This window comes from Phormidesmis sp. 146-33 (genome assembly GCF_052939515.1).
Map to the genome: position 1 here is coordinate 1 of NZ_JBJPHU010000066.1, position 19,689 is coordinate 19,689.

Genomic DNA, 19,689 nt, shown 5'->3' on the forward strand with positions numbered 1-19,689 from the left:
ATCGAATACTACCCCAACGCCCACACCGACCCCCGCCCCAAGTGAGAACCCTCGCCCTTCGGCTCCTACCCCCGGACGAATCGAGCCTGCCCCCGACTATTTGAACCCTTCGCCCAATCCGCTCCAGTTTCCTACCCGCCCCGAAGAAGTCCGACTTCAGGGAACGCAGCCGATTACGCTGGCCCAAGCGATCGAGCTATCAGAACGCAATAACCGTGACCTGCAAGTGGCGCGATTGCAGCTAGAAAGTACTCAGTCAGCGCTCCGAGAAGCCCAAGCAGCCAATTCACCCACGCTGGCCATACAGGCAGACTTGACTCGCGCTCAAAGTGCGGGTTCAGAGCTTAATCGTAAGGCTCAGGCCTTTCAGCAGCGAAACAATCCCTTCTTTCAGGAAGACGACAGCGATCCGGTCAACACGACGCTCAATGGCAGCCTACAACTTAGCTACGATATCTACACCTCTGGGCTGCGACCCGCTCGAAATCGGGCAGCCGAGCGTCAGGTACGGGTCAATGAGCTAGAAGTCGAGCGAGTGCGGGAAGATCTGCGGCTCAATGTCTCCAACGACTATTACGACCTGCAAGACGCAGACGAGCAAGTGCGGATTAATGCCGCCGCCGTGCGAAACGCTGAGATTAGTTTGCGCGATACTCAAGCCCAAGAACGAGCCGGACTGGGCACTCGATTTGATGTGCTGCGATCGCGGGTTCAATTAGCCAACGCTCAACAACAATTGACCAACTCGATCGCCACTCAAGCCGTTCGTCGTCGCCAACTCGCTCAACGAATCAGCATTGCCGAATCGGTGAATCTGTCTGCGGCTGATCCGGTAACCACCGCGGGAACCTGGCCGCTGTCGATCGAAGATAGCATCGTTCTGGCGTACAAAAATCGAGCCGAATTAGAGCAGCAGCTTGTCCAACGAGAAGTCAGCGAACAGCAGCGCAAAGCCGCCCTTTCTGCGTTAGGGCCCACCGTCAGCGTGTCGGCTCAATATAATCTTTTGGATATTTTTGAGCAGCCCGTCAGAGCCGCCGATGGCTACAGTATTGGTCTCCAGGCCCGCTGGAGTCTCTACGATGGAGGAGCCGCCGTCGCTCGTGCCAGACAGCAGGAAAAAAACAAAGAGATTGCCGAGGCTCGGTTTGCTCAAAACCGCAACACGGTTCGCTTCCAGGTTGAGCAGGCCTTTTCTACGTTGCAGTCCAATCGGATTAACATCACCACGGCGGGCACGGCTCTTAATGAAGCCAGAGAATCACTACGGTTAGCTCGATTACGCTTTCAAGCGGGGGTCGGCACCCAGACAGAAGTGATCAACGCAGAAACCGATCTCACGCGGGCTGAGGGCAGTTTGGTGAGTGCGATTTTGGGCTACAACCGATCGCTCGCTCAACTCCAACGAGCCGTGAGCAACATTTCAAGACAGTAGGTTTTTGTCGGCAAATCTTTGTCAACGCTTCTGATTTCTACACGAACGCGATCGAGCAAGGCACAATAAGACAGAGCATCCGCTGGAGGGAGATTCACAATAGATTCACAATGATTTTTGATTAGCAGACTCCCTGACATCCGCCATCACTCAGAAAACTTGTCAACCGTCCACTTCATCGTCCGCGAGGATTGCCCCATGACTCAGCACAAAATTTTTCCTTCGATCGCGCCCAAGCTGGCTAAACAGCGATTCTTTTTGCTCTGCGGCATGAGTTGGTGGGTGGGGTTGGGCGTTTTGAGTGGAAGAGTCAGCCTGGCCCAAACGCCGATCGCGCCCGACAATACGGCGACCCCTGATCCCGTGATTTCGGCTCCCGAACCTGCGGTGATCATTCCTGCCCCCGCCGCCCCCGAATACTCAGCCCCCGAAATTGTCTCCTCCCAAGAAGCCGCTCCCGTCCCAGACACCTTTATCGATCGCACCAACTACAATCTGGGTGCCACACAGCGAGAAGAGCCTGTGACGATCGTGACTCGACCTGCGGTCAACCAATCTACTCCCGTCAATCTGGCTCCGATCCCAGCAGAACCCGTCACCGTTTCGAGCAGCATTGGTTGGACTCCGGGCAGTACGACCCCAGTTGGGCGGGAATACAGCACCGTTCGAGACTATTACAATCGCACGGTTCGCCCGATCGGTCGTCTGGGCAACAATATTCGGCTAATCTTTCCTCTCGCACTCCCGGCTCCGATCACTTCGCTGTTTGGCTGGCGCGTCCACCCGATCACAGGCGATAGTCGCTTTCACTCAGGAACAGACTTGGGCGCACCAATGGGGACTCCTGTGTTAGCAGCTTATGCAGGTCAGGTAGCGATGGCCGACTTTTTGGGCGGATACGGGTTAGCCGTTGCCCTGAGTCACAATCAAAACACCCAGCAAACGCTCTACGCCCACTTATCAGAGATTTTTGTCAAGCCTGGAGAAGTCGTCAAACAAGGCACGGTGATCGGGCGAGTCGGCAGTACGGGCAATTCGACTGGCCCTCACCTGCACTTTGAGTTTCGCCAATTGACGACTCAAGGTTGGGTAGCGATGGATGCCGGAACTCAGCTAGAAACCTCCCTGGCCCAGTTAGTTAAAGCGATGCAAGTTGCTCAAGCCCCCAACAAATCCACCCAAGTGAGCGGGAAGCCGATCGCCAACTAATCAAGAGACTAAAGACCAGAGACCAAAGACTCAAAATTCCTCTTTGTCTACTGTCCAACGTCTAAAGTCCCTCCCTCCTCCCTCCTCCCTCCTCCCTTCTCCCTCCTCCCTTCTCAACATGCTCGATCACGATGTCATCATTGTTGGCGGCGGACTTGCAGGGTCACGTGCAGCCCTCGAAATCGCCCGTACCAATCCCAGTTTGAGTGTCGGACTGGTGGCCAAAACTCACCCGATTCGATCGCACTCCGTCGCTGCTCAAGGCGGAATGGCCGCAACCCTGAAAAATGTCGATGCGACTGACACCTGGGAAGCTCACGCCTTCGATACGGTCAAGGGATCGGACTATTTGGCGGATCAGGATGCCGTCGCGATTCTCACGCAAGAAGCCCCTGATGTTGTGATCGATTTAGAACACATGGGCGTTTTGTTTTCGCGCCTTCCTGACGGGCGAATTGCTCAACGTGCCTTTGGCGGACATTCTCACAATCGGACTTGCTACGCGGCCGATAAAACGGGTCACGCGATTTTGCATGAGCTAATCTGCAACCTGATGAAGCATGGGGTCAAAGTCTACGAAGAATGGTATGTGACGCGCCTGATTTTAGAAGAGGGACAGGCGAAAGGTGTGGTGATGTATCACATCGAAACCGGGCAGCTAGAAGTCGTTCGCGCTAAGGCGGTGATGTTTGCGACGGGTGGCTATGGGCGGGTTTACAACACGACTTCTAACGACTATGCCTCCACAGGGGACGGGTTGGCGATGACGGCGATGGCTGGCTTGCCCCTGGAGGATATGGAGTTTGTGCAGTTCCATCCGACAGGCTTGCCTGTGGGCGTGTTGATTTCGGAAGCGGTGCGGGGAGAAGGGGCTTATTTGATTAATAGCGAGGGCGATCGCTTCATGGCCAATTACGCGCCTTCGCGCATGGAGCTGGCTCCCCGTGACATTACTTCTCGCGCCATCACCTACGAAACTCGCGCAGGTCGGGGCGTTCATCTCGACGGCACCAAAGGCGGCACGTTTGTCTATCTTGACTTGCGCCACATGGGACGAGAGAAAATCATGAGCCGCGTGCCGTTTTGCTGGGAAGAGGCGCACCGACTGGTCGGAATTGATGCCGTGACGCAACCGATGCCCATTCGTCCCACAGTTCACTACTCGATGGGGGGGATTCCCGTCAACACCGAGGGACGAGTCAGAGCCAGCAGCCACGATCTGGTTGAGGGATTTTTTGCGGCGGGGGAGACGGCTTGTGTGTCGGTGCATGGAGCCAATCGGTTGGGCAGCAATTCACTGTTGGAATGTGTCGTGTTTGGGCGGAGAACGGGAGCGGCGATCGCTCAATATGTCCAAAATCGCAAGCTTCCAGACTTGAATCCTGAGAAGTATGTGGCCGAAACTGCAACACAAATTCAAACGCTGCTCGATCAGCCTGGAGAATACCGGATTGGTGCGATTCGACAAGCGTTTCAAGACTGTATGACCGAGCATTGTGGCGTGTTTCGCACTTCGGAAGTGATGCAGGCGGGACTGGTCAAGCTCAGAGAAATTCAGCAAAAATACACTCAAATCAGGCTCGACGACAAAGGCAAACTCTGGAACACTGAAATCACAGAAGCGTTGGAGTTACGAAGTCTTTTAATTGTGGGTGAAATGATTCTCACGTCGGCGCTCAACCGCCAAGAAAGTCGAGGCTCTCACTTTCGAGAAGACTTCTCAACCCGCAACGACGAAACTTTTCTCAAGCATACGCTTGCCTACTTCTCGTCCGCCGGGATCGACATCGACTATCTGCCCGTCACCGTCAATCTATTTGAACCCAAAGAGCGCAAGTATTAGAGGTTTTAACCTATGGCATACAGCGATTTCACCCTCTCAAAAGTTCAGCAAGACTTTGATTTAACACTCGAAGAGGGTCAAAATCTTTTCACTGAAGTTGAAAGCGTAGAACCTTCTGATCTGCTCAAGCAAATTCTAGAAGACTACATTCCGCTGGCCACCGCAATCAATACTGAAAAAGCTCGTTCTGAAATGATGATTGCGCCGATTTTATTAGAAGTTAGACGACAGCTAAGAAATCGAATCGGCTTGTTTTCGGGAACTGAGTTTAACGTTGAGCCAGAACAAGGGCTTGCTGGATTTTGCGACTTTATCATCAGTGGCTCAAAAGAACAGTTTTTCATTGGTGCGCCTATCATTTTGATTACAGAAGCCAAGAATGAAAACATTAAAGCAGGCTTGGGGCAGTGTGTGGCTTCGATGATTGCGGCTCAACGATTCAATCAAAAAGCGGGCAACAAAATTCCGGTGATTTGTGGAGTCGTTACGAGTGGAACGAATTGGCGTTTTATGACTCTACACGAAAGAACAGTTCACATTGATGCGATCGAATACTATCTACCTCAACTCAGCAAGATTTTGGGAATTTTGATGAGAGCGATCGTTCCCGTCCTACCAATAGAACGCGCTGCTTAAAAAATCGGTAAGGACAACGCACTTAAACCTTAAATTTACTTCGGTTTTTTAGACGACAAACTCTACTTCTGATGCCCATTCAGGATGCTCTTGCTCCATTTCCTCCAGGCATTGACATAGCATGTAAGCTTCACTTGGTAATCGTTTAGCAAACCCTTGCCACCCGTGAAAACAGAGTTTTTTGGGCATCTCGACTAACCCAGTAATGGCATCCCAAAAGGCATCCCAGTTGTGTCCATAAAAATTAGGAAACTCTAGAGCGCGAGACAACTCAGCATGAAGATCACCAGCAGTCATTACCCCTGACAAATTTACATCAACGACTTCACGACGTTCATCCATTGCTTCTGCTGCTCAACTCAATGCAAATCTGGTAGCCTCACAATCACTCTATTCGATCGCTCACCCCCAAAGACCTATATAATTGCATCAGTTTGAAGGGGAGTAGCTGCTGGTCAAAAACCAGCCCATTTGAATCAACATACTGGCGATGAGCCTGGTTCAAGTGACAAGAGACAGAAAAGGGATGAGGGGTTGCCGCTAGCGGCACGCTTCGCGAGAGGGATGAGTTAAACCGCTCGGCAACCTCAAAACTTAAAACCTGGCATTCTTGCAAGCGAGACCTTCACTAAGTTCACATCTGTTGTGGGCTTGGTGGAGTCGTCTGTATTCTCATCAAGTCACCTCAGATGCCACCACAATTCTGAGGAGCTTGACCGATGTTGAGTGCTTTTACGGCTGGGTTGACCTTAATTACGATTAATGAGTTAGGCGATAAGACATTTTTTATTGCAATGTGTCTGGCGATGCGTCACCGCCGCCGCTATGTGTTTGCGGGTTCGATCGCGGCGTTGTCGCTGATGACGATTCTCTCAGTTGCGTTGGGTCAGCTTTTGGGACTGTTGCCCCAACCGATCATTCACTACGGTTCAATCTTGCTCTTTGTCGGTTTTGGTTTCAAGCTGCTGTATGACGCTTACAAAATGCCTCCAGAATGTGGCAATCAGTCTCTCGCAGCAGACGATCGCCTCCTCGACTGTGCCTCTGATGCCGAACGAGAAGCCGTCGCCGCGATCGCTCAAGCCGAAGCCAACTTAAAGAAAAAAACTCCCTTCGCCATCTGTTTAGAAGCGTTTGTGCTGGTGTTTATGGGCGAATTGGGCGATCGCACTCAGATCACGACGATCACTCTAGCAGCCAGCAACAACGCATTGGGGATCACCCTCGGATCGATTGCCGGACATGGAATCTGCACCGCGATCGCCGTTATGGGAGGCAGACTGATCGCCGGACATATCTCAGAACGCATGGTAACCACGATCGGCGGCATTTTGTTTTTGGTGTTTGCGGGCGTGTCTTGGTTTGAGGGATGAGGGATGAAATTAGGCAGCTTTGGCGATCGCACCTCTAATCAAACGTGAATTCGATAAAGGGGTTTTGCTTCTTTTGCTTCGTTCTTCAGCGCTTCTGCCCCCCAAGCCGCCAATTTTGAGGGACTTTCAGACAAGATTTTGGTTCAAAGTCCCTCACTCGTGGGGGATTTAGAGGGCTGCCCGGATTAACAACCGCAGCGAAAGATTTCACCGAATTCACGTTAATCAGCTACAAAAGTTATAAACCTCTGATTCATCAGTTGTTGAGAGTGAGTGCTTCACAAATTGCTTTGGAACTGAATTTGCGCTTACTCAAATGAAGTCTACCTTCGCAGACTCGAAAACTGATTCAGAGTTTTAATCATCTGCAACGGCGAATTTTGTTTTGGTAAACGTAGTTTTGACCACCCAACAAAAAGCTTTGTCTTTGAATCTTTTGGGGACAAATCGCACCCCTCTTCCTACTTCTCTAATCGCACCGCATACCACTGAAGATATTGCCCCGCCCCCATATCCAAATCGCAAGTCGTGTCTAGCAAATGTTGGGCTTGATCTGCCACCGTTGAAAACTTCTGCACATCTGGGGGCAATGCATCTTGACGTTTGGACAAAATCGATCGTAGCTTTTCTAACATCTCGTCAGCGGTCAAAAATTGCTCTGGTTGGTCGGTTTCTAGCACCACAAAATGCTCTTCCTGGTACATCAAAGAATCTGCCATAATTCGCTCCCAATTTAGCTACGTCTATTGTGACAGTTCGATCACAAAATGTTGATTCACAACCCGGAAATCCATCGTCGGTATGAGCTTTCAGCCAGGGCAAACATGTTATCTAAAAGGCATCCGTCTAGTTTCTATACCAAACTTCTATTATGCGCTCTGCATTTCTCATCTTTAACCCCGTTGCTGGACAAGGCAACCCCGACCAAGACCTAGAAACGATCAAAGCATTGCTGGCTGACATCGAACTGGATATTCACCTGACCACCGAAGAAATAGATGCTGACCATTTAGCAGAACAAGCGATCGCTCAAGGGGTCGATGCGGTGATTGCCTCTGGTGGCGATGGCACCCTCTCGGCGGCGGCGACAGCCCTGGTGGGGACGGGCATTCCGTTAGGGGTGATCGCACGTGGCACCGCAAATGCGTTTGCAAATGCGATGGGCATTCCGACGACGATCCAATCCGCTTGTGAAACTATCTTACAGTCCAACACCAAAACCGTCGATGCAGCCTTCTGTAACGGCAAACCGATGGTTCTTTTAGCAGGAATCGGCTTTGAGGCAGAAACGGTAGAACGCGCCGATCGCGAAGCCAAAAATCGCTTTGGAATGCTGGCTTACGTGCTAGCCGGACTCCAACAACTTCGCAATCTAGAACCCTTTGAAACCGAAATCGAAACGGAAGATAAAATCATTTCGGTTACAGCGTCTGCGCTAACGGTGGCCAATGCAGCTCCGGCAACCTCCGTATTGGCTCAAGGGCCGTCGGGCTTGATTGTCGATGATGGACTGCTCGATCTGACGATCGTTGCCCCTTCTAATAAAGCAGGCGCGATCGCCGCCACTTATCACTTATTACAATCGGCTCTGAGTGGCACCCCAGCCGAGCGAGACGATATTGGCTACCTGCGAGCCAAGCGGTTTAAGATTACGACAAATCCGCCTCAGAAGGTCGTTTTGGATGGCGAAATGGTCGGAGTGACACCCGTAGACATTGAGTGCGTTCCGGGAGGGCTAACGATTTTTGTGCCCCTGGTCGAAGAAGTCGTGCCCACCGAAAAGCTAGAAGGACTTCCTGATCTCGTCGTTGAAACCAAAGAATCTCCAGAATTTGCTAGCTAGTTGCCAGATACTCCTGAATTCTGCTTGACACCGATGAAGTTTGCTTGATACTAATCATCAAGGGTTGCAATATAACTAAAGAAGTGGCCAAAAAATTTCGTGGACGTTGACCCACTGAAAGACGGGAGTCCAGCAAATATCTCCGTGGCTCCTGACTTGGGTTATCCAGTCAACTTCCATTGCGAAAAGAAAAGGCACCTGGCTAGATTAGTCATCCGTAAGAGCGAACTTGAATGCTTGCAGTGACTGTTGAGTGGGCTTTTCTGAGTGCAAATGCGATCGCGGCACTCTGCAACCTTGCTCTGCTGATTTTTTTGATTCGGCGGCTAAGGCAAAAAAAGTCACGTCTAAAGACTCATCCCATCGCCCGTCGTCTAATTCAGCAAGCTACCCACCTGCTCACCGATCAAGAGTCTCTGCACCATCACTCGATCGCCGTTGTCGCCGCTATGGACGGGATCGCGATTCTCAGCGACGACGGTCAGTTTCTCTATCTCAACGACGCTTATTTAAGAATTTTTGGCTATCAGCACAGCCGCAATCTGGTGGGCAAATCGTTGACAACGCTCTATTACCCCGATGAGATGGCGCGGATCGAAGGAGAGATTTTGCCCATCCTGCACCGAGAAGGTCAATGGCGCGGAGAAGCGATCGCCAAACGTCAGGACGGTAGCACTTTTTATGAAGAAATCTCGCTCACTCTCACTCAGGGCGGATTTATCTGCATCTGTCGCGACATCACCGAAGCCAAACAGTCCGAGGTGCGCCTGCGATTATTAGAACGTGCGATCGGAGCCAGCAGCAACGGCATCATCATCACCGACGCGACGCTGCCCGACAATCCCATGATCTACGTCAATCCCGGCTTTGAGCGGATCACAGGCTACAGCGCCGATGAAGTCGTGGGCAAAAATGGGCGCTTTCTCGAAGGCCCCGAAGCCAACCAGATGGCTTTAGAATCTCTGCGAAGCGCCATCAAAGCGGGAGAAGATTGCGTCGTCAACCTGCGAAACTACCGCAAAGATGGCACCCTCTTTTGGAACGAGCTTTCGGTTTCTCCGGTTCGCGATGCCCAGGGGCGATTGACCCACTATGTCGGCGTACAGACCGATACCACAGAGCGCAAACGAGCCGAAGATGCCCTACAGCGCCAATATCAGCGCACATTACTGCTGAGACAGATTACGCAAGAAATTCGGCAAAGTCTGGATACCCAGCAGATCGTCCAAACCACGGCCACGCAGATTGGTCGAGCCTTTCGGGTCAATCGCTGCCTGATTCACGCCTATGTGGGCACCGCCGATGACGCACTCCTTTCTGGGTTTGAGCTATCTCAATTGGAGACCTCTTCGCCCAAGATCCCGATCGTCGCTGAGTATCTAGAATCTGGCTGGCCATCTCTATTTGGGCTAGAAATCCCCCTTGAAGGCAATCTTCACGTCGAAGCGATGCTGGGTTCCGATCGAGCCATTGCCTCTTTGAATGTCTACATTGACCCACTGCTGCACCCGGTGGTCGGGCTTTGCCAACAGATTCAGCTTAAATCCATGCTGGCGATTCGCACCTCTTATCAGGGGCACCCCAATGGATTGATCAGCCTACATCAGTGTGACTCGTTTCGGCAATGGAGCGAGGACGAAATCGAACTGCTCGAGGCCGTCGCCGATCAGGTGGGAATTGCCCTCGCCCAGGCGCGTCTGTTAAAGCGAGAAACCCTTCAGCGCGAAAAACTGACCAATCAGAATGTAGCCTTAGAACAAGCTAAAAAAGCCGCAGAAGATGCCAACCGAGCCAAAGGCGAATTTTTGGCCACCATGAGCCACGAGATTCGCACGCCGATGAATGCGGTGATTGGCTTGACGGGACTCTTGCTCGACATGGAGTTGACCCATCAGCAGCGCGACTTTATCGAAACGATTCGGGGCAGTGGCGACACGCTGTTGACGATCATCAACGACATTCTCGACTTCTCAAAAATTGAGTCTGGCAAACTCGAATTAGAACAGCAGCCCATCGATCTGCAAGCCTGTGTCAGCGACTCGATCGACCTGCTGATCACCAGAGCCGCCGAAAAGAAACTGCACCTGTCCTACAAAATCGCCCCAGATCTGCCCAGAACGATTATTGGTGACGCAACTCGACTACGACAAATTCTCGTCAATCTGTTGAGCAATGCCATCAAATTTACCGACAAAGGAGAGATTTTAGTCACCGTTCAAGCCGATTCCAACGCCCCACGCACGTCTCACACCTCCCTTCGTTTTGCTGTCCAGGATACCGGAATTGGCATTCCGCCCGATCGCATGGATCGCCTCTTCAAATCCTTTAGTCAGGTTGATTCTTCGACCAGCCGCCAATATGGAGGCACCGGACTAGGGCTAGCAATCAGCAAACGTCTGAGCGAAATGATGGGCGGTCAAATGTGGGTCGAGAGCAACGGACAAGTCGGGGGAGATCCGCCTACTCAAGTGCCTCGCGTGATTGCCAGACAAGGCTCTACGTTCTACTTCACAATCACCGCAAAGTCCGTATTTATCGTGCCTCCGCCGCCTCAACTGGTGCAGGAACGATCGCCCGCCTCCGAGGAAGCCTGCCCGATCGACCCTTATCCCCTGCGGATTTTGCTGGCTGAGGACAATGTGGTTAACCAAAAAGTCGCCCTGCATCTCCTGCAACGGTTGGGCTATCGCGCCGATGTCGCTGGAAACGGGCTGGAAGTGTTAGAGGCCCTGCGCCGTCAAGCCTATGATGTGGTTTTGATGGATGTCCAGATGCCAGAAATGGACGGGCTGATTACCACTCAGCAGATTCATCAAGAGTGGGCCCCTCGGCTGCGCCCTTATATCATCGCTATGACCGCCAACGCCATGCAGGGCGATCGCCAAACTTGTCTAGATGTCGGCATGGATGACTACCTGAGCAAGCCGATTCGGATCGAGGCTTTGATGCGGGCACTCAATCAGGCTCACCGGGACAATGCCTTTAGACTCGCGTTAGGAGGCACTCCGACAGATTCGTCTGGGCGATCGACCCCGCGCACTTCGCCCGATCGCATCACCCTCAACCGCAAAGCGCTGCAAGCAATCCGCAGTCTGGCTAATGAAGGAGAAACCTTTCTAGCTGATATTATTAACAGCTACCTGCTCGATGCGTTCAAACTGGTGCAAACGATTCAAACAGCCGCCGAAACCCAGGATTGGCTCGCCCTACAACAGGCAGTCCATACCCTCAAATCGACCAGCGGCATGTTGGGCGCGATCCAGTTGGCCGAATTCTGCCGAGAGTTGGAAACCCTACTGCAACTGGGAACTCTAGAAAGTGTTGCCTCAAAAGTATGCCAACTGGAGGCTGAATACGACAACGTGAAAGCTTCGCTCAACCTGGAACTTCAGCAATGTCAGAGATAATGCGCTCTAACCATAATCCTCCGTTGATTCTGGTCGCTGATGATGACAAAACGACTCGGATTGGGTTGCGCCAAGCGATGGAGCAAGACGGCTATCAGGTAGTAGAGGCGATCGACGGTGAGGCCTGCTTGACCCTATTTTCGCGACTGCGCCCCGACGTGGTTTTGCTAGATGCGATCATGCCTGTGTTAGATGGGTTTGCCTGCTGTAAGCGGATTCAAGACCTGTGCGAAGGGGGCAGCAAGACTCCTGTTTTGATGATCACGGGGCTAGAGGATCAAGAGTCGGTGGATCAAGCCTTTTCGGCGGGGGCGGTCGATTACATTACCAAGCCGATTCATTGGGCGGTGCTGCGGCAGCGAGTTCGGCGATTGATCCAGCAGGTGCGCCTCTATCAGCAGCTTGAAGAAGCCAACCACGAACTTCAGCGTCTCGCGTCGTTTGATGGGCTGACTCAGGTGGCCAACCGTCGCCGTTTTGATGAGTATCTCCAGCAAGAATGGTCACACATGCTGCGAGAGCAATTGCCGTTGTCGCTGATTCTTTGTGATATTGACTGTTTTAAGCTGTTTAACGACACTTACGGGCATCAGGCGGGCGATGACTGTCTCAGGCAGGTGGCCCAGATTATTCAAAATGCGGCGAAACGAGCGATCGATTTACCTGCCCGCTATGGCGGCGAAGAATTTGCGGTGGTTTTGCCGACGACTGATCTTGAGGGGGCCATTCAGGTGGCGCAGGAGATTCAATTAGGAGTCAAGCGCTTGAAAATTGCCCATCTAACCTCTAAAGTCGAGCCGATCGTCACGGTGAGTTTGGGGGTGACGATGACGATTCCGACGCAGCACAAGCCTCCAGAGACGCTAATTACGGCGGCAGACAAGGCGCTTTATCAGGCTAAGGCAGAAGGGCGCGATCGCTACTGCACGATTGTCTAGCTACCTCAAATGGAACAATCCAGCCGTAGGTTTCATCTAATCTATTAGCGATTTGGATTTCTTGCGATCGTTCCTGTTGCTAAGTAGGAAGTGAGGGAATCAGGCAGCGATCAATTCTCAAGCTTAAAGAAACTGGATTAATCGTCACTTGAAATCAGTTTTGCATCACAGGTATAGAGAGCCAGAGAGCTTGTTTTTTGCGCTGGCTTTTGTGAATCACAGGTAGTATTTACCGAACTTAATTGCACCTTTAACTAACAGAAACTCTGTAATTTATTGCTTCTCAAGACTAAAACATTACGGAATTTATGTGACAGTTTGCAAACAGACCATCAGACTACAAATCAAACCGAGTCGCACACTAAAACTATAGATATGAGAGGTGAATACCCATCAGGAACTAACCACTCTTTGTTTCCGGGCAATTAAGTTTCAACTGCTTCCAACCGACTCATCAAAACTTTTGAGATTCCTTCAAAAAGTCCCTTGATTAAATTAAAAGCTTGTTGAAATCCCTGGAACAATTCAATCAATTCTTACGACTTAGAAAGTAAGAAAGCAAACACAAACTCACGTCACTCAGGGATACGAAAATGAAACTCTCTCTTAAGTCCGTTGCCCTTCTTTCGACTCTTTCCATTGCAGCCATTGCTCCTCTTTTCTTTGGTGCGGGTTCCGCTTCGGCTCAACCCATCGGCACTCAAACCGATCGCTTCGATCGTAGCTATGTGGGTGCTGGCGCTTCGGCAGGCGTAACCAATGGAGGACGCACTAACGATGCGGCTGTATTTGGTGGAAACATTCAAGGTCGTTTTGCAGTTCCGAATGCGCCTGTTTCTGTGAGAGGGACTGTCCTCTATACAGGCAAAAACAGCGCTGTGATTCCGACTGTGACCTATGACCTGCCTGTGAGCAGAAACACCAACGTTTATGGCGGTGCAGGCTACTCTTTTGTGCAAAACGAAAATCAGTCTTCTCAAATCGGCAACAAAGACGCGGCAGTAATTACGGCGGGTGTCGAGTCTCAAGTTGCTAAGGGTGTGGTGGTCTACAGCGATGCGAAATATGGCATCAACGCTTACCAAGGTAGCAATTCAGGTGCTTTGAGCGTGCAAGCGGGTGTTGGTCTCAGCTTCTAATCTCAGCTTCTAATTAAAGAAATCGGGTGCAGCTTCCTTTGTGAGATAGCTATCATCTGAACTCCTAACGGCTTCTGATCGGGTGATCGAGGCCGTTTTTTTTGGCTTTTCCCGTCTAAAGAGAGAGGTTAAAGGTGAGAAACTTCGTCATATTGAAATTGAAGACAGATATTGCTTAAAAATACTCGATCGTAAGACGTATTCCTATTAGGAGAAAACCATGACGAATCCTGTCAAAGAAAAGATTTCGACTGATTTGAAGCAAGTTAAAGAAGTGGGACAAGTGCGTACCGATCGCATTCGTGAAATTGTCAGATCTGCGGTTTCTCAAGTGACTTCAGAAGTCAAAATTGGCTCTAGTGAACTGCGATCGATTGTCAAAGATGCGTTTACTTCTGCGCTATCTGGCATTCAAGAGAGTGGTGAACATGTTAAGGAAGAAGTAACCGCTTCGGTGGAAGGCGTGATCGAAGGCATCAGTAGGGCGCGTCAGCAAAAAATTTCTGAAACTGAGTCAGAAGTTAAGCGGCTTCAAGCGCAATTAGACGAGCAAGAAGGCGAACTTGAACAGGAAGTCGAGGAAGGACTCGCGGGACTCAAGGACGCAAGCAAAGACATGTCTGCTGAAGTGCGGGAGCAAATTGAGCAAGCGATCGCTACCATCCGCGACAGTGAGGAGGTTGCTTTGTTGAAGAAACGGTATGCCCAACTGCAAGCGCAAGCAGCCATTTTGAGAGCCAATCTTGCAGCTCGAAGTGAAGGCTATTACGATCGCGCTCAAGAGCATTTAGACGATGCCAAAAAATGGTACGAACAAGCGCGTCCTCAAGCTGAGTCTCTCAAAGGTCAAGCGGATCAAAAAGCAGCCGAGTTAGAATCGAGTTTGGGTGAAGCAGGAACGGCGTTAGCGAAAAGAGAACGTCAGGTTCGTAAATTGCTCAAAGATCTCCTTAAGCAGGCCACAGATTTGATCAAAGAGTCCGACAAGGAAACGCACAAAGCGAATCACGAGTTGCCGCCTGCTAGAAAGATCGATCGCGATCGCGAACTGTAATTAACCATGAATTTGCTGGGTTATTTTTTCGCTTCGGTGTTTAACCCTTCAGCCCTCTAAATCCCCCACGAGTGAGGGACTTTGAACTAAGCTTCCTCTCTTAAAGTCCCCCAGAATGGGGGGTTGGGGGCAGAAGTTCCAAGCAAGAAAGCGAAAAAATCATTAAACTGATATTGACAGAATCTCCGATCGCTCCAATGCACGGGGATTTTTGCGTTTACGGTAATTTTGAATTACTTAAAGTGTTGCGGTTGGGGTGACTCCTTCGATCGCTTCATCTGCTGTCTCATAGAGTTCTCGTAGCGTTGTCAGTTTGTCGGGATCGGGTTGCCAAAATCCTCTGCCGTTTGCTTCTAAAAGTCTGCCGACGATGTTGCGAAAGGCTTCTGGGTTTGATTCTTTGAGTCTGTTTGCCATGTCTGAATCGAGCGCATAAGTATCAGCAGACTGGTCATAAACCCATTGGTCTTTGAAGTCTGTGGTGCCACTCCATCCGATTAGCGCAGTCATTCGCTGAGAGATTTCGTAGGCACCTCCTGAACCTTGTGTAGTCATCGATTCTGCCCATTTGGGATTGAGTAATTTGGTGCGGTATTCTAGCCGTAACAGGTCTTCTAAATTGCGCGGTGTGGTGTCTTTTGAGAAACTTTCGACAAAGCTGGCTTGTACCTTTTTACCCTGCTGATTTTCTGCGGCGCGTTTCAGTCCGCCTGTGTTGGCGTAGTATTCTTGAATGTCGGTTAAGCCATACTCCACAGAGTCAATTTCTTGAACGATCCGATCGGTCGTTTTCAACAGCGTTTCTAAGACCTGCGATCGCGCTTCTCCTTTGTCCTTTCTGCCATAGCTGAAGACGTTTCGACCTTGCCAGGTTTGCGCGAGTTCGTCTCCAGATTCCCAGTTTCCGGCAACCACTTGATCGTTGACGAGTGAACCATAGTCGCCTGCTGGATTTGAGAAGAGTCTTGCGGATGCGTTCTCAACCCCTTGCGATCGCAGACTCAAAACATGCTTACGGATGAAGTTTTGGTCTTCTGGCTCGTCTGCGTCTGCCGATCGCTGAAATAGATCATCTAGCAGTTCGATAATGTTGACGAAGCTATCGCGAAAAATGCCGGAGAGATTCGCCAGCACATCGATACGAGGATGTCCGACGATTTCGAGCGGCTGCAATTCATAGCGCAGAATTCGACCTGTGCCTTCTTTGACGGGGACTGCACCCACCAGTTCGAGCAAAATTCCCAGCGATTCGCCTTTGGTTTTGATGGCATCCAAGCCCCAGAGCATGACGGCTACGGTTTCAGGATAGGTGCCGTGTTCCTGCAAATGTTGGGTGAGGATTTTTTGAGCGATCGCTCGTCCTCTCTCATAGGCAGCCGGAGAAGGCATCCGATAAGGGTCAAGCGCGTGAATGTTGCGTCCCGTTGGCAAAACACCCGCTCCATCGCGCAGCAAATCACCCCCCGGCGCAGGCGGAATGTATTCACCGTTGAGGCCGCGCAGCAGATTCGTCAATTCGTCTGTGTTTTGGGCCAGCAGATTGCGAATTTCGTCGGCTTCGAGAAGCTGATCGCTGTTTAGAATCTCTTGATCAAAGTAGGCGTTGAGGTAGGTTTCTAACGCTTCTGGGTTGGGAGGTTCGCCTAGTGTGTGCAAGCCGGATGAGAAGAGCCGATTTTCGAGAATTTGCAGATATTCGTAGAGTTTGACTAAATACTGATTGAAAGCATCGCGGCTAAAGAGTCCAATGGTTTCTGGCGTGAAGGCAATGCCCAGGCGTTTTGCATCGTCAAAGGGACAGTCGGTATCCAGTCCGGTATCTGCGATTTTTTTGGCGATCGCACTTCTCAACAGGTCATTCTTTTCGGGATCTTCTCGATATTCTGCGATCAACTCTCTGAGAGACATTAACTCTTTGTATAAGCCCGATCGACCATAGGGCGGGACGTTGTGAGAAATCAGCACGCCATAGCCCCGACGTTTGGCCAGAATCGATTCTGAAGGATTGTTCGCCGCATAAATGTAGAGATTTGGCAAATCGCCCAAGAGAATGTCAGACCACGAATAGCCCGTGTTGCCCAACGGAGAACCCGGTAGCCATTCGACCGTGCCGTGCATTCCAAAGTGAATCAGCGCATTCGCCTGCAAGTCTTTTTGCAACCACTGATAAAAAGCAGCATATTGCGGATGAGGGGTCAAATCTCGCTCAAACATCAGCCGCATCGGATCGCCCGAAATTCCCAATGGGGGCTGTACGCCAATCCACACGTTACCCAGTTGCACTCCGCCCCAAACCAGGTCATCGCCCAGCGTCTTGATGCCGCTTCCTGAAAGCGATTTCCACTGTTTTTCGACTCGTGATGTGAGCAGATAGCCGAGCCATTTTTCGAGCTTGCGTGTGGAAACTGAGGTTTGATCAGGGTGAATGTCTGTGTCGGCTGCTTTGACTTGACGAATCAGCTCTTCGCCATCTTCGGGCAGATCGCCTACGGTGTAGCCTTGTTCTTTGAGTGCTTTGAGCAGGTTGAGTAGCGATCGCGGCACGTTCAATAAAGCAGCCGTTCCCGTTGCACCATAGCCCGGTGGAAAGTCGTAGAGAATAATGGCGAGTTTGCGATCGCTCGTTGCAGTTTGATGTAGTTGAATCCACTGTTTGAGCCTGCCTGTGAGCCGCTTGACGCGATCGGGAATCAGGTAAATCTTTTCTCCGACCAAGCCGCCCAAGGGAATCGTGTCGATCGCCCCATCCAACTCCGGTAAGGCATACAGTACAACGCTTTGCAATCCGCCGATTCCCTGTCGTGTCCAGGAGTGGATGTCTTGAATCAACAGCGGTGCGGCAACCATATAGGGCACGTTTTTGGCGCTGAGAATCCGTTTGGCAACTTCGATCTGACGACCTGCTTCCATTGAGCCAGCGGGGCCGCCGACTAGCGGGAATCCAATGGTGGAAACGATCGCATCCACAGTCACCGCCTCAGCCGACAACGAGGGCGTTTCTCGAATTCCTTTCTGGCGTTGCGCTTGCTCATAGGTGGTCGTCATCCAATCGCGGACGGCGACATGTCCCTCAACGCCGTTGATAAAAATCGGCAACGGAATCAAACCAGCCTGCTCAAACTGACGAATGAGTTGCGGAATGTAAGGCTGTTTGGTGATGACGTGTTTGCGATAGAGGAGAAGGGCGATCGTGGGAAGGGATGAACGGAGGGATGAGGGATGAGGGATGAGGGATGAGGGGGTTTGTTTGGTGGCGTACCAGTCCAAGTATTGTTGGGGAGACTCGAAGTAGCCGGGGTGATCGGGGTGGAGGAGTCCGATGTTGGGGGTTTCGATCGGGGCCGCAATTTCGCCAATTTCTAGACCGAGATACTTTTCGGCCAGCGTCCAAAATAGGGCTGCCACGTTGTCGGAGCCGCCTGCATTCCAGTAGCCGTAAACGATTAGCCAGTTTCGCAAATCCTGGACTTTTTGCCCTGGGACAAACTTCAGCAGCTTGGGGCCGACTTTGAGAAAACTAATGTAGCCCGCTAACTTGTCTTCTTCGCGCCCATTACTGAATTTGTCGAGAATGAATTTGACGGGCTTCGGCATTCCTTTGGGCTTGTCACCGATCGCAAATTTGCCCAACTGCGTCAAACTCATCAACTCCAACGCTGACTCAAAGACGAGACGAATGGGAATGCGCTTCACCCGTTCTCTTAGCCACATCACTTGATCGTAGTCAAACAACAAACTTCCAAAAAACACGTCAGCCGTTTGCAGGGCCACTTCGACTTGAGTGGAATTGGAGGCGAGATCGCGATCGCTAAACACCAAAATATCCAAGGCTGGGCACCGTGCCTGAGCAACCTGGGCCGCCTGCCGATAGAGGTCAGCGTTAAATGACTCAAAGCCCGCAATCAAAACAATGCGCTTCATGCCCGTTATTAGCCTGTTGTTGAGAAGTGTGGAGTCTCTCAAGTTTAACGTCAGTCGAAATGACAAAAGCGCTAAAGAGATTGAAGGTTGGACATTAGACTCTAGACCTTGGACATTAGACCTGGGACGGATTCTGAAATCACACGACAAATCTAGGGCAGTTTGGGCACTCTACAGGCATTGACTCCTAGAAATTTTGACGACGATGAATAGAATCAGTACGACGTTGACGAAGGCAGATAGAGAAACGGTGATGGAAGCGATCGCGACGATCAAATCAAAGCTGCCGTTTTTGGTCGATTTGACGGCGGAGCAGCGTCAGGGGTTGCCCAAGATGGGCGATAAGAGTCGGGCGTTTGTGATCAAGGCGCTGGAGGTGGCGACGCAGAACCCGGACTTTTTGCCTCGTGCGTTTGATTTGGATGAAATGCGGCGCGATGTGGAATTGTTTGAAGCGATGTATCCCATTGTGGTGGCGCTAAGTCAGCTACAGACGTTGGTGGATGATACGACGATGGCGGCGGGGAGTGAGGCGTATGCGGCCGCGTTGCAGGTATATGGTTATGCAAAGGCGAGTGGTCAAGGCGCTGGGCTAGAGGGAGTTTTGGGGGAATTAGGACAGCGATTTCACCGCAAACCTCGCAGACCGAAGAGTGATCAGGCGACGGCGTAGAGATTAGCCCGATCGTTTGGTTTCTGACAACTAATCTTGGAGCTACAAGCTTGAAAGTTGGAGTAAATAACTCGGCTTTTTCAGTTCGTAGCTCTTTTTTTTGAGGTTGGAAGTCGGCTAATTGAGTTCTGAGGTCAAATTCTTGAGGTTTGAGCATGACTTTTTGAGTTCCAAGGTCAAATTGTTGAGATTTGAACCCGGATGATTGAGTTCTGAGG

Annotated in this window: 14 protein-coding genes; 11 read left to right on the forward strand and 3 right to left on the reverse strand. The window is 51.0% G+C overall.

What is annotated here, in order from left to right:
- From ACJ2PR_RS22635 to ACJ2PR_RS22650, 4 genes are all read left to right on the forward strand, one after another.
- On the forward strand, nucleotides 1-1,435 hold a 1,435-nt coding region (locus tag ACJ2PR_RS22635), incomplete at its 5' end, for a TolC family protein (RefSeq protein WP_446878650.1).
- A gap of 198 nt (nucleotides 1,436-1,633) precedes the next feature.
- Nucleotides 1,634-2,644: a peptidoglycan DD-metalloendopeptidase family protein gene (locus ACJ2PR_RS22640; protein ID WP_446878651.1), complete on the forward strand. Its 1,011-nt coding sequence runs from the start codon at nucleotides 1,634-1,636 to the stop codon at nucleotides 2,642-2,644.
- A 118-nt stretch (nucleotides 2,645-2,762) separates the two neighbouring features.
- Nucleotides 2,763-4,487: a succinate dehydrogenase/fumarate reductase flavoprotein subunit gene (locus tag ACJ2PR_RS22645; RefSeq protein ID WP_446878652.1), complete on the forward strand. Its 1,725-nt coding sequence runs from the start codon at nucleotides 2,763-2,765 to the stop codon at nucleotides 4,485-4,487.
- 12 nt (nucleotides 4,488-4,499) lie between these two features.
- Entirely contained in the window at nucleotides 4,500-5,123 is a 624-nt protein-coding gene (locus ACJ2PR_RS22650) for a hypothetical protein (RefSeq protein ID WP_446878653.1), read from the forward strand.
- Nucleotides 5,124-5,171: 48 nt separating this feature from the next.
- Here ACJ2PR_RS22650 and ACJ2PR_RS22655 read toward each other — a convergent pair whose 3' ends face one another.
- Nucleotides 5,172-5,465: a barstar family protein gene (locus ACJ2PR_RS22655; RefSeq protein WP_446878654.1), complete on the reverse strand. Its 294-nt coding sequence runs from the start codon at nucleotides 5,463-5,465 to the stop codon at nucleotides 5,172-5,174.
- 377 nt (nucleotides 5,466-5,842) lie between these two features.
- Between ACJ2PR_RS22655 and ACJ2PR_RS22660 the strand changes: the two genes are divergently transcribed.
- Nucleotides 5,843-6,496: a TMEM165/GDT1 family protein gene (locus ACJ2PR_RS22660; protein WP_446878655.1), complete on the forward strand. Its 654-nt coding sequence runs from the start codon at nucleotides 5,843-5,845 to the stop codon at nucleotides 6,494-6,496.
- A gap of 461 nt (nucleotides 6,497-6,957) precedes the next feature.
- Here the strand turns inward: ACJ2PR_RS22660 and ACJ2PR_RS22665 are convergent, their stop codons facing one another.
- Entirely contained in the window at nucleotides 6,958-7,215 is a 258-nt protein-coding gene (locus ACJ2PR_RS22665; RefSeq protein ID WP_446878656.1) for a chlororespiratory reduction protein 7, read from the reverse strand.
- Between the two features lie 152 nt (nucleotides 7,216-7,367).
- Here ACJ2PR_RS22665 and ACJ2PR_RS22670 point away from each other — a divergent pair, with 152 nt between their 5' ends.
- The 5 genes from ACJ2PR_RS22670 (at nucleotide 7,368) to ACJ2PR_RS22690 (ending at nucleotide 14,877) form a co-directional block, all read left to right on the forward strand.
- Nucleotides 7,368-8,339 carry a YegS/Rv2252/BmrU family lipid kinase gene (locus ACJ2PR_RS22670; protein WP_446878657.1) on the forward strand — a complete coding sequence of 324 codons (972 nt, stop codon included), beginning with the start codon at nucleotides 7,368-7,370 and terminating at the stop codon, nucleotides 8,337-8,339.
- A 233-nt stretch (nucleotides 8,340-8,572) separates the two neighbouring features.
- On the forward strand, nucleotides 8,573-11,746 hold the full coding sequence (locus ACJ2PR_RS22675; protein ID WP_446878658.1) for a PAS domain S-box protein: 3,174 nt from the start codon (nucleotides 8,573-8,575) through the stop codon (nucleotides 11,744-11,746).
- On the forward strand, nucleotides 11,734-12,684 hold the full coding sequence (locus tag ACJ2PR_RS22680) for a diguanylate cyclase domain-containing protein (protein WP_446859860.1): 951 nt from the start codon (nucleotides 11,734-11,736) through the stop codon (nucleotides 12,682-12,684). Before ACJ2PR_RS22675 ends, ACJ2PR_RS22680 begins: the two co-directional genes overlap by 13 nt.
- A gap of 593 nt (nucleotides 12,685-13,277) precedes the next feature.
- Nucleotides 13,278-13,823 (forward strand): hypothetical protein, encoded by a 546-nt coding sequence (locus ACJ2PR_RS22685; RefSeq protein WP_446878659.1) that lies wholly within the window; start codon nucleotides 13,278-13,280, stop codon nucleotides 13,821-13,823.
- 220 nt (nucleotides 13,824-14,043) lie between these two features.
- Nucleotides 14,044-14,877: a histidine kinase gene (locus tag ACJ2PR_RS22690; RefSeq protein WP_446878660.1), complete on the forward strand. Its 834-nt coding sequence runs from the start codon at nucleotides 14,044-14,046 to the stop codon at nucleotides 14,875-14,877.
- A 237-nt stretch (nucleotides 14,878-15,114) separates the two neighbouring features.
- On the opposite strand, the gene bchH is transcribed toward ACJ2PR_RS22690, so the two are convergent.
- Entirely contained in the window at nucleotides 15,115-18,798 is a 3,684-nt protein-coding gene (gene bchH, locus ACJ2PR_RS22695) for a magnesium chelatase subunit H (RefSeq protein WP_446878661.1), read from the reverse strand.
- Between the two features lie 205 nt (nucleotides 18,799-19,003).
- Between bchH and ACJ2PR_RS22700 the strand changes: the two genes are divergently transcribed.
- Nucleotides 19,004-19,471 (forward strand): hypothetical protein, encoded by a 468-nt coding sequence (locus tag ACJ2PR_RS22700; protein ID WP_446878662.1) that lies wholly within the window; start codon nucleotides 19,004-19,006, stop codon nucleotides 19,469-19,471.
- The last annotated feature ends 218 nt before the right edge of the window (nucleotides 19,472-19,689 follow it).

What these genes read in the sequence shown, in the direction of transcription:
- ACJ2PR_RS22650 (WP_446878653.1), top strand. Translation starts at nt 4,500, where the DNA reads ATGGCATACAGCGATTTCACCCTCTCAAAAGTTCAGCAAGACTTTGAT.
- ACJ2PR_RS22700 (WP_446878662.1), top strand. Translation starts at nt 19,004, where the DNA reads ATGAATAGAATCAGTACGACGTTGACGAAGGCAGATAGAGAAACGGTG.
- bchH (WP_446878661.1), bottom strand. Translation starts at nt 18,798, where the DNA reads ATGAAGCGCATTGTTTTGATTGCGGGCTTTGAGTCATTTAACGCTGAC.
- ACJ2PR_RS22665 (WP_446878656.1), bottom strand. Translation starts at nt 7,215, where the DNA reads ATGGCAGATTCTTTGATGTACCAGGAAGAGCATTTTGTGGTGCTAGAA.
- ACJ2PR_RS22680 (WP_446859860.1), top strand. Translation starts at nt 11,734, where the DNA reads ATGTCAGAGATAATGCGCTCTAACCATAATCCTCCGTTGATTCTGGTC.
- ACJ2PR_RS22685 (WP_446878659.1), top strand. Translation starts at nt 13,278, where the DNA reads ATGAAACTCTCTCTTAAGTCCGTTGCCCTTCTTTCGACTCTTTCCATT.
- ACJ2PR_RS22675 (WP_446878658.1), top strand. Translation starts at nt 8,573, where the DNA reads ATGCTTGCAGTGACTGTTGAGTGGGCTTTTCTGAGTGCAAATGCGATC.
- ACJ2PR_RS22660 (WP_446878655.1), top strand. Translation starts at nt 5,843, where the DNA reads ATGTTGAGTGCTTTTACGGCTGGGTTGACCTTAATTACGATTAATGAG.
- ACJ2PR_RS22645 (WP_446878652.1), top strand. Translation starts at nt 2,763, where the DNA reads ATGCTCGATCACGATGTCATCATTGTTGGCGGCGGACTTGCAGGGTCA.
- ACJ2PR_RS22640 (WP_446878651.1), top strand. Translation starts at nt 1,634, where the DNA reads ATGACTCAGCACAAAATTTTTCCTTCGATCGCGCCCAAGCTGGCTAAA.
- ACJ2PR_RS22670 (WP_446878657.1), top strand. Translation starts at nt 7,368, where the DNA reads ATGCGCTCTGCATTTCTCATCTTTAACCCCGTTGCTGGACAAGGCAAC.
- ACJ2PR_RS22655 (WP_446878654.1), bottom strand. Translation starts at nt 5,465, where the DNA reads ATGGATGAACGTCGTGAAGTCGTTGATGTAAATTTGTCAGGGGTAATG.
- ACJ2PR_RS22690 (WP_446878660.1), top strand. Translation starts at nt 14,044, where the DNA reads ATGACGAATCCTGTCAAAGAAAAGATTTCGACTGATTTGAAGCAAGTT.